Source organism: Streptomyces cucumeris, assembly GCF_024295805.1.
GTDB classification, from domain to species: domain Bacteria; phylum Actinomycetota; class Actinomycetes; order Streptomycetales; family Streptomycetaceae; genus Streptomyces; species Streptomyces cucumeris.
The window spans coordinates 334,530-344,817 of sequence record NZ_JANCLX010000007.1; the positions used below are offsets into that span (position 1 = coordinate 334,530).

Here is a 10,288-nt window from a genome sequence, read left to right on the forward strand (position 1 = left end):
GCCCCCCCCCCCCCCGCCGCGCCCCCCCCCCCCCGCGCCCCGCCCCCGCGCCCCCCCCCCCCCCCCCCCCCCCCCCCCCACGGCCGTTCCGGCCACGGGCCGGACGGAGTCCGGGGGCGGGCCTGCTCGGATGCTCCGACAACGCAGCCGGGGGCACCTCCCAGCGTTAGCTGGGGGCGCCGTGCCAGGCGTCGCGGGCCCGAGGTGATCCACAAGACATGGCCTAGGCCTCGGTGATCCGGCCCTCCGCCACCTGGACGCGGCGGGTGGTGTGGACCGCGTCCAGCATCCGGCGGTCATGGGTGACGAGCAGCAGGGTGCCGGAGTACGAGGCCAGCGCCGACTCCAGCTGTTCGATCGCGGGCAGGTCCAGGTGGTTGGTGGGCTCGTCCAGCACCAGCAGGTTGACCCCGCGCGCCTGGAGCAGGGCCAGCGCCGAGCGCGTCCGCTCCCCCGGGGACAGCGTGGAGGCGGGCCGCAGCACATGGGCCGCCTTCAGCCCGAACTTGGCCAGCAGGGTCCGTACCGCCGCGGGCTCCAGCTCCGGCACCGCCGCGCCGAACGCGTCCAGCAGCGGCTCCCCGCCGAAGAAGAGCGCACGGGCCTGGTCGACCTCGCCGACCACCACACCGGGGCCGAGCGCCGCCGCCCCCGCGTCCAGCGGGAGCCGGCCGAGCAGCGCGGCCAGCAGGGTGGACTTGCCGGAACCGTTCGGGCCGGTCACCGCGACCCGGTCGGCCCAGTCGATCTGGAGGTCGACCGGACCGAAGTGGAACTCCCCGCGCCGGGCTTCGGCCCCGCGCAGGGTCGCCACGACCGCGCCCGCGCGCGGTGCCGCGGCGATCTCCATCCGCAGCTCCCACTCCTTGCGCGGCTCCTCGACCACTTCCATCCGCTCGATGAGCCGGTCGGTCTGCCGCGCCTTGGCGGCCTGCTTCTCGGTGGCCTCCACCCGGGCGTTCCGCCCGATCTTGTCGCCGTCGGGGGCCTTGCGGCGGGCGTTCTTGACGCCCTTCTCCATCCAGGCGCGCTGGGTGCGGGCCCGTGCCTCCAGCGAGGAGCGGGTGTCCGCGTACTCCTCGTAGCGCTCGCGGGCGTGCCGCCGGGCGGTCTCGCGCTCCTCCAGATAGGCGGTGTAGCCACCGCCGAAGAGGTTCACCTGCTGCTGGGCGAGGTCGAGTTCGAGCACCTTGTCGACGGTGCGGGTGAGGAACTCACGGTCGTGGCTGACCAGCACCGTCCCGGCGCGCAGCCCGGTGACGAAGTCCTCCAGCCGTCCGAGGCCGTCGAGGTCGAGGTCGTTGGTCGGCTCGTCGAGCAGGAAGACGTCATAGCGGCTGAGCAGCAGCGAGGCGAGTCCGGCCCGGGCGGCCTGCCCGCCCGAGAGGGCGGTCATGGGCCGCTCGAGCGAGATGTCCAGTCCGAGCGAGGCGGCGACCTCGTCCGCGCGTTCATCGAGGTCGGCGGCGCCGAGCGCGAGCCAGCGCTCCAGGGCGACGGCGTACGCGTCGTCGGCGCCGGGCGCACCGTCCGCCAGTGCCTGGGTGGTGGCGTCGAGTTCGGCCTGTGCGGCGGCCACACCGGTACGGCGGGCCAGGAAGGCCCGTACGGTCTCCCCCGGGCGCCGCTCGGGCTCCTGCGGAAGATGGCCCACGGTGGCGTGCGGCGGACTGAGCCGGACCGCGCCGTGCTCGGGGTCGGTCAGCCCCGCCAGCAGCCGTAGCAGGGTGGACTTCCCCGCGCCGTTGACCCCGACGAGGCCGATGACCTCGCCGGGGGCGACGACGAGGTCGAGGCCGGAGAAGAGAGTGCGGTCGCCGTGGCCCGCGGCGAGGTCCTTGGCGACGAGAGTGGCAGTCATCAGACGCCCGATCCTAATGGCCGGACGGGTCCGTCCCCCACGGGATATCCCGTGGGGCGGTCGCTCACGGTCACGCCTGGTGGTCCGCCGGAGCCGTCAGGACCGCGTCGCCGGTGCGGGCCACGACGAACGCCGTGCCCCGTACCGCGCGGGCCGGCAGCGCGAACCGGTGACGGCCCGGGGCCAGTACGTCGTCGAAGAGGTCGTGACTGTGAGGGCGGGCGAGCCGGTCCACGCGGTGGGACACCAGCCGGACACGGCACTCGGAGGCGATCTCGACCAGCGCCTCCCCGCCGCGCACGGTGAGGCAGAGCAGTCTGCGGTGCTGCCGGGGCGTGCGGTCCAGGGCCTGTTCGACCTGGGCGACGAGGAGGGGGACGACGGGGCCGGGGTCGGTGACGAAGACCGCGTCGGATCGGGCCTCGGCGAAGGCGTCCCGTACGGCGTCGCGCTCGATCTGCGGCACGGTGGGGCCGAAGACCACGGCACCGTACCGGCGCAGCTCGTCCGGGTGCGCGCCCGCCGCGTCGAGGGTGATCTCCGCGCCGATGCCGATCCGCCGCAGGGCGGCGGCCAGCTTGGCGAGGACGGCGGCCCGGCGGCCGATGAGCAGCGCCCGGGGCGCCCGGCGCGCGTCCGGGCCGCCGTCCTCGGTGAGCAGCCGCTTCAGCTCGGTGCGGTACTGGTCGCCGTGGAAGCGGTAGGGGCCGAGGCCGGGGACACCGTCGCGCTCGGGGTCCGGGGCGGTGGGGCCGGTCTGCCAGGCGAGGTCCCGCCACACCACGTCCGGCCCGTCCGCCTCGACGACGCCGGTGATCGCGCCGCACTCCAGCCCCTCGCACTCCGGACAGCCGTAGAGCACGAACCGGCCGCCGTCGAGCGGTGCGTCCGTCTCCAGCAGCAGTCCGCGGACCTGCTCGGCGAAGACGGCGGGGTCGAGGTCGGCGGCGAGGGGTGAGACCGCGTCGAGGTCGGCGAGACGCGGCAGCAGCGGGCCGCCGTCCACGACGAAGTCCCAGAACTCACGGTGCTTCTGATACGTACCGTCGGCCGGCACATCGCCGGCGCGGACGGCCGGTGTCAGCCCGAAGGTCACGTACTCGGAGGTCATGGCCCAAGTATTCACTCATCGGCGCAGGCATACCGCGACGCGCCTGCATCACGGTCGATCGGGGACAAATCCGATGTGCGCACCGGGTGCACGTGCGCCGGGCATCCGGGGTGCGGACGGGTCTGGCGCCGGACCCCCTCCCCGGGGATAGCCTCCGGGGATGACATGCGACGCGATGGTCATCGGCGCTGGGGTCATCGGTCTGACCAGCGCCATCGTGCTGGCCGAAGGGGGCCGCCGGGTCGCGGTGTGGAGCCGCGATCCGGCCGGGCGCACCACCTCGGCGGTGGCCGGCGGGCTGTGGTGGCCGTATCGCATCGAACCGGAGGAGCAGGTGGCCGCCTGGTCCGTCGACACGCTGCACGCCCTGGTCGCGCTGGCCGACCGGCCGGAGGAGACCGGGGTCCGGCTGGCCGGGGGGACGCACACCGGTGTCCGCGTCGAGGAGCTGGGCCCCTGGGCGGCGGAGGTGCCGGAGCTGCGCCCGGCGCGCCCCGAGGAGCTGCCGGAGGGCTTCCCGGTGGGGTTGCGGGCGCGCGTTCCGCTGGTCGACATGCCGGTCTACCTCGGCTATCTGAGGCGCCGTCTGGAGGCGGCCGGCGGCACGGTCGAGGAGCGCGTGGTGACCTCCCCGGCCGAGGCCGGACGCTCCGCCCCGCTCGTGGTCAACTGCACGGGTCTTGGCGCGCGGGAGCTGGTGCCGGACACCGGGGTGCATCCGGTGCAGGGGCAGCTCGTGGTGGTGGAGAACCCGGGTGTGGAGGAGTGGCTGGTGGCCGCGGACGGCGAGGCGTCGGACACGATGTACGCGCTGCCGCAGCCGTACGGGCTGGTGCTCGGGGGCACCGCGCGCGAGCACGCCTGGGGGCTGGAGCCGGATCCGGCGACGGCCGAGGCGATCGTCGCCCGCTGCGCCCGGATCCACCCGGGGGTGGCGGACGCCCGGATACTGGCCCACCGGGTGGGCCTGCGCCCGGCCCGCGCCCGGGTGCGGCTGGAGGCCGAGCAACTGCCGGACGGTGCGCGTCTGGTGCACAACTACGGCCACGGCGGCGCGGGCGTCACGGTCTCCTGGGGCTGCGCCCACCAGGCCGCCCACCTGGCCTGACCGGCCGAGCCCCGCGGCGCCCCGGGGTGCCGGCCCGGAATCGCCGGTGCCGGACTAGCGAGCGGGGGGGCCCCCGGGGGGGGCCGCGGGGGGGGGGGCGGGGGGGGGGGGGCCCCCCCCGGGCCGGGGGGCGGGGGGGGGGGTGGGGGCTCGGGCGGGCCCGGGCCTCTCGGGGCCGCCGCCGAAGCGCGGGGCTTCGGCGGCGGGTGGTGTTATGCCTTGCCCGCGGGGGCGGGGCCGACCGGGTCGTCCGCGGTGTCGCCGTCCTGCGGCGGGTCCGGCGGGGTGGCCGGGCCGATGCGGATCTCGAACTCGCCGTCGTACTTCTCGTGTCCGGCGATGACGGCCATCTCGACCGCCTCCTCGCCCTTCTCGCCCCGGACGATCAGCGGGTCGCGGCGCAGGTCCCGCAGCAGGGCCCAGCAGAGCCCCACCATCACCAGGGTGAACGGGGCCGCCACCAGGATCGTCAGGTTCTGGAGTCCGGTGAGGGCGTCGTCCCCGCCACCGCCGATCAGCAGCATGATGGCCGCGACACCACCGGTGACCACACCCCAGAAGATCACCACGAACCGGGTGGGTTCGAAGGCGCCCTTCTGCGAGAGCGTGCCCATCACGATGGACGCCGCGTCCGCGCCGGAGACGAAGAAGATGCCGACCAGGACCATCACCAGGACGCTCATCACGCCCGCGATCGGGTACTGGTCGAGCACACCGAAGAGCTGGCCCTCGGGCGTGGTCTCCTTGCCCAGGCGGCCCGCGGCCTCCAGCTTCATCGCCGATCCGCCGAAGATGGCGAACCACAGCAGGCTGACGGTGCTCGGCACGAGGATCACACCGCCGACGAACTGCCGGATGGTGCGACCGCGGCTGATACGCGCGATGAACATGCCGACGAACGGCGTCCAGGAGATCCACCAGGCCCAGTAGAAGACCGTCCAGCTGCTCAGCCAGTCGGCGACCGTCTGACCGCCGGTGGCCTCGGTGCGGCCCATGAGCTGGGGCAGGTCACCGAGGTAGCCGCCGATCGAGGTGGGCAGCAGATCGAGGATGATGATCGTCGGGCCCGCGATGAACACGAAGACGGCCAGGAACAGCGCCAGCACCATATTGATGTTGGACAGCCACTGGATGCCCTTGGCGACACCGGAGACCGCGGAGGCGATGAACGCCGCGGTGAGGATCGCGATGACCGCCACCAGCAGCGAGGTGCCCACATCGCTCTTCCAGCCCAGCACCTCGACACCGCTGCCGATCTGGAGCGCGCCCAGGCCCAGCGAGGCGGCGGAGCCGAAGAGGGTGGCGAAGATGGCGAGGATGTCGATGACCCGGCCGACCCAGCCGTTGGCGTGGCCACGGCCGATCAGCGGGGTGAAGACGGCGCTTATGGTCTGCCTGCGGCCACGCCGGAAGGTGCTGTAGGCGATGGCCAGACCGACCACGGCGTAGATGGCCCACGGGTGCAGCGTCCAGTGGAACAGCGTGGTGGCCATGGCCGTTTCCATGGCGTCGGCCGCGCCCTTGGGGTCGGTGCCCGGCGGCGGGTTCACGAAGTGCGAGAGCGGCTCGCTCACGCCGTAGAACATCAGGCCGATGCCCATGCCCGCGCTGAACATCATCGCGACCCATGAGACGGTGCGGAACTCGGGCTCCTCACCCTCCTTGCCGAGCGTGATCTTGCCGTAGCGGCTCATGGCCAGCCACAGCGCGAAGATCACGAAGCCCGACGCGGCGAGTACGAAGGCCCAGCCACCGTTGTGGATCAGCCCGGTCAGCATGCTGCCCGAGGCGTCCTCCAGGGTGTCGGTGGAGGCCGCGCCCCAGACCACGAAGGCGAGCGTGAGCGCGGCGGAGACGCCGAACACCACGCGGTCCGTCTGGGGAGCCCGGTGCTCCGGTCCCCCCGAGCCCCCGGCTTGAGCTGTTGTGCCCGGAGGACCGCCCTTGGCGTCCCCCGTGGTCTTACCTGTCTCCGTCACGCAAGAACCTCTCACTGGATTTCACTGAATGTGAACAACGTTTGACCGACGACGTTCCGGCTACCCAGCAGATGGACGCGTAATGCATTTTCCGTGGCGCCGTTGCCTCCCGTATCACCAGGTCAGCGCCGGTTTCCCCATCTTCTCGACGGATCGGGCACACCCTCGGCGGCCGCCATGGGGGCGTTTGTTCCGGTCAGCGGTCATCCACGGGCCGTCCGATGGGTCACGGGTGGGGTGGCGGCGCGCTGATGTGCGGCGCACTGTACCCGAGGGTCCGGGCCGTCGTACCCCTTCCGACGTCGGGTTTCTCCGCGTCGCCACCGTGGGTGGCGGACGGCCGACGGCCTCGGCGGAGGTGGTGCCCGGCGGCTGCCGGGCGGCCCCGCGGGCGGCGGGGCGCGCCGGGGGGGGCGCCGGGGGGCCGGGGGCGGGCGCGCCCCCCCCCCCCTCCGCCGAGGCGTCAGCCGGTGGTGTGCGCGGTGGGCATGCGGTCGCCCTGCCGCCCCGGCTCCGGCTCCGCGACGCCCTTGGTCAGCGGTCCGGTGGCCGGTGCCCCGGCGGTGGTGTCCGGTACCCCGCCGGCCAGCGGCAGCCGGGCGGAGGTGCGGGGCAGATCCAGCGTCAGCCGCGGGGTGGTGTCCGGCCGTTCGATGAGACCCGCGTCGGTCCCGGCGATGATCAGGGCGAGCCGGTGTCCGGCCGGGACGACATGGTCGGTGGCGGCCAGATCGAGGGTGAGGGTGTAGGGCTTGCCCGGGGTCAGCGGGCGGCCCTTGCCGTCCCCGGCGTAGGTGCCGAGGTCGGCCCAGCCACGGCTGATGACCGTGTGGTCGACCCGGGCGGGATCGGCGGCGGTCTCCTTGAAGCAGGCGCTGTCGCCCTCGGTGCTGCTCCCCCAGCAGGTGCGCCGGTCGTGGGTGACGATGCCCTCGCCGTCGCCGGTGTAGTCGCGGATGGTGGCCGGACCGATGTCGACCAGGACCGCGGAGAGATGGGCGCTGGTGGTGGAGGGAGTGGCGGTGACGGTCACCGTGCCCGAGCCCGACAGCCGCAGCGGTGCGCGCAGTGTGCCGGTGGTGAAGCCCGCCTTGTCCGGGGTGGACCGTCCCACCTGGGCGGCCCAGTCGGCCTCGCTGTGCGCGGGGTCGTCGGTGAAGGTCTCGGTCGTCCCGGGCGCGGCCCGGCGGGTGCCGAGGACGCCGACACCGGGGGTGTCACCGCCGCGCGGGCGCAGGGTGGTCTGCCGGGTGCCGGACGGCGGCCAGGCGCGGTCGGTGGACCACTGGTCGGGGGCGCGTTCGACATCGGCCATCGGCTCGCGCTCGATGCCGTTGTCGAAGCCCATCAGGTAGTGGTCGAACCAGCGGTGCAGGGTGCGCACCCAGGGGCCGCGCCGGAAGTCGAACGGGTCCACATGGCCGGTCTGGGAGAGCCAGATCTTGCGCTCGACACCCGCCCGGGAGAGGGCGTTCCACCACTGTCCGAGGTGCTTGGTGCGGACGTTGAGGTCCTGCATACCGTGGACGGCGAAGACACTGGCGCGGACCTTGGCCGCGTCGGGCACGTAGTCGCGGGCGTTCCACAGCGCGGTCCGGTCACCGGTCCGCGGCGCGCCCTCGACCAGCTTCCGCTGCACATCGGCGCAGCGGCCGCGGGCGGCGTCGCTCTCGATGCCGTCGGCGAGGGCGTCGGGGCCGGAGTCGAAGAGCGGCGCGCCCTGGGCGAAGTAGTAGTCGTACCAGGAGGAGATGGCGCCGATGGGCACGATGGTCCTGAGCCCCTTGACGCCGGTGGCGGCCACTCCGTTGGCCACCGTGCCGTCGTAGCTCTTGCCGATCATCCCGGTGGCGCCGTTGGACCAGCTCGCGGTCACGGCTCTGCCACCGCTGGCGGCGTCATAGCCGCGGGCGCGGCCGTTCAGCCAGTCGACGACGGACCTGGCGGACTGGATGTCGGACCGGCCGCCGATGTCCACACAGCCGTCGGAGCGGCTGGTTCCGGCGAGGTCGACCAGGACGGTGGCGTAGCCGCGCGGGACGAAGTAGTTGTCGTAGAAGAGCGGGAACCGGACGGGTTTCCCGTCCGCGTCATAGGTCTTGGTCTGGCTCTCGTTACCGCGTCCGCAGCACGCGTAGTACGGGCTGGCGTCCATGATGACGGGGACGCGGCGGCCCGCCTGGGCGGGTTCGCGCGGCCGGACGATGTCGACGGCGACACGGTCGGTCCTGCCGTCCGTATCGCCGTCGACCCTGGTGTCCACCCATACGGTTTCGCGTATGGCGTGCTCGTAGGAGTAGACGGGTCTGCTCTCCCGGGCCGCGCCGGTGGCCGCGTGGGCGGCCTGGGTGCCCAGCGGGGGCAGCAGGGTGACGGCGGCGGCGAGCAGTGCGGTGACCGACGACAGGATCAGCGTGGTCCAGTGGATGCGGGGTTTCCGCCTCGGTAGCAGCACGGCCGGACGGTAGCGCGAGTCAACTCCCGCGCAGAAGAGGCGCGCACCGGGAACTGAGGGACACTCAGCCGGATGCCGTGTCGGCCGGATGTCGATTACATGTCAGAGCGCGATATGGACGCGCGGAACTCCTCGGGAGTACATAGAGTCGCGAGTGATCGTTCTCCCCTACGAGTTGGAGGACTCGTGCGTCACCACAGACTCCTCGTCCCGGGCGCGGCCGCGGCCTGCCTGCTGCTGGCGATCCCGGCGTCGGCTGCCGATGCCACTCCGGGCGCCCCCGGCGTCGGGGATTCCTACTACCCGTCGTACGGCAACGGCGGGTACGACGTCTCCCACTATGACCTGCGGCTGAAGTACCAGCCGACGACGGACCGGCTGGAGGGCACGACCACCGTCCAGGCCACCGCCACCCAGGACCTCTCGCGCTTCAATCTGGACTTCGCTCTGGACGTGAGCGAGGTGCTGGTGGGCGGGAAGAAGGCCGCGTTCACCGCGACCGGCGACCACGAGCTGGAGATCACCCCGGCCGCGCCGCTGGCCAAGGACCGCCCCTTCACCGTGGTGGTGCGCTACCACGGCACCCCGTCGAAGGTGCAGGTCAACGGGTTCACCGCCTGGCTGCGCACCCCGGACGGGGCGGTGGCGGCCGGTGAGCCGGAGTCGGCCTGGTGGTGGTACCCCAGCAATGACCACCCGACGGACAAGGCCACCTACGACGTCTCGGTGGCGGTCCCGGACGGGACACAGGCGCTCAGCAACGGGACCCTCCAGTCGACCACCTCCCGGCTGGGCTGGACCCGCTACAACTGGCGCTCGGCCAAGCCGCAGGCCACGTATCTGACCACGCTGGCGGTGGGCAAGTTCGACATCACCAAGGACACCACCGCGAGCGGTCTGCCGGTCATCAACGCGTACAGCAAGGACCTGGGCGACAACGCGGGCGCGGCCCGGGCGAGCGTGGAGCGCTCGGCGGAGATCGTGGACTGGGAGTCCACCGTCTTCGGCCCGTACCCCTTCGAGGCGCTGGGCGGCTATGTGCCGAACGTGCCCACCGGATTCGCGCTGGAGACCCAGACCCGGCCGTTCTACAGCCCTCGCGGGTTCTCCCGGGGCGCGAACACCTCGCTGATCGTCCATGAGCTGGCCCACCAGTGGTTCGGGGACAGCGTCTCGGTGAAGAAGTGGCGGGACATCTGGATCAACGAGGGGTTCGCCAGCTACGCCGAGTGGCTGTGGTCGGAGAAGGAGGGTGAGGGCACCGCGCAGGAGCTGGCGGACTACACCTACGCCTCCTACCCGGCGGACGACCCCTTCTGGAAGGTCAAGCCGGCCGACCCGGGCGCGGAGAACCAGTTCCACGACGCGGTCTACGACCGTGGCGCGCTGGCCCTCCAGGCACTGCGCAACAAGGTCGGCGACAAGGACTTCTTCGCCATCATCAAGGGCTGGACGAAGAAGAACCGATACGGCAACGCCTCGGTGCGGAACTTCGTGACCTACGCCGAGAAGGTGTCCGGCAAGCCGCTGAACGCGCTCTTCGACACCTGGCTGTACACGCCGTCCAAGCCCACCGCGGCGGCGGCGAAGGCGGCGGCGGTGAGCCCGGCCAAGTCCGTGGCCAAGCCCAGGTCATGGGACCGGATCCAGGCCACGCACCGCGCCCACCGGCACTGACCGCGGCACGGAATACCGGCCAGGGGGCGGGGGGGGGGGGGGGGGGGGCGCCCCCCCCCCCCCGCCCCCCCCCCCCGGGGGCGCCCCCCCCCGCGGC

At 73.1% G+C, this 10,288-nt stretch carries 6 protein-coding genes; 2 read left to right on the plus strand and 4 right to left on the minus strand.

What is annotated here, in order from left to right; translation table 11 throughout:
• Positions 1-223: 223 nt before the first annotated feature.
• Complete coding sequence (locus NMK44_RS14080; RefSeq protein ID WP_254742531.1) at positions 224-1,861, minus strand: ABC-F family ATP-binding cassette domain-containing protein; 1,638 nt, start codon at positions 1,859-1,861, stop codon at positions 224-226.
• A 70-nt stretch (positions 1,862-1,931) separates the two neighbouring features.
• Positions 1,932-2,972 carry an oxidoreductase gene (locus NMK44_RS14085; protein ID WP_254742534.1) on the minus strand — a complete coding sequence of 347 codons (1,041 nt, stop codon included), beginning with the start codon at positions 2,970-2,972 and terminating at the stop codon, positions 1,932-1,934.
• Between the two features lie 160 nt (positions 2,973-3,132).
• On the opposite strand from NMK44_RS14085, the gene NMK44_RS14090 reads away from it, so the two are divergent.
• Positions 3,133-4,080 (plus strand): FAD-dependent oxidoreductase, encoded by a 948-nt coding sequence (locus NMK44_RS14090; protein WP_254742537.1) that lies wholly within the window; start codon positions 3,133-3,135, stop codon positions 4,078-4,080.
• Between the two features lie 212 nt (positions 4,081-4,292).
• Here NMK44_RS14090 and NMK44_RS14095 read toward each other — a convergent pair whose 3' ends face one another.
• On the minus strand, positions 4,293-6,059 hold the full coding sequence (locus NMK44_RS14095) for a BCCT family transporter (RefSeq protein WP_374215268.1): 1,767 nt from the start codon (positions 6,057-6,059) through the stop codon (positions 4,293-4,295).
• Positions 6,060-6,522: 463 nt separating this feature from the next.
• Positions 6,523-8,514: a Xaa-Pro dipeptidyl-peptidase gene (locus tag NMK44_RS14100; RefSeq protein ID WP_254742540.1), complete on the minus strand. Its 1,992-nt coding sequence runs from the start codon at positions 8,512-8,514 to the stop codon at positions 6,523-6,525.
• Positions 8,515-8,700: 186 nt separating this feature from the next.
• Between NMK44_RS14100 and NMK44_RS14105 the strand changes: the two genes are divergently transcribed.
• Entirely contained in the window at positions 8,701-10,191 is a 1,491-nt protein-coding gene (locus tag NMK44_RS14105) for a M1 family metallopeptidase (protein ID WP_254742543.1), read from the plus strand.
• The last annotated feature ends 97 nt before the right edge of the window (positions 10,192-10,288 follow it).

Bases quoted from the DNA above. Each gene is read 5' to 3' on its own strand.
- NMK44_RS14085 (WP_254742534.1), bottom strand. From the start codon at position 2,972: ATGACCTCCGAGTACGTGACCTTCGGGCTGACACCGGCCGTCCGCGCC.
- NMK44_RS14090 (WP_254742537.1), top strand. From the start codon at position 3,133: ATGACATGCGACGCGATGGTCATCGGCGCTGGGGTCATCGGTCTGACC.
- NMK44_RS14080 (WP_254742531.1), bottom strand. From the start codon at position 1,861: ATGACTGCCACTCTCGTCGCCAAGGACCTCGCCGCGGGCCACGGCGAC.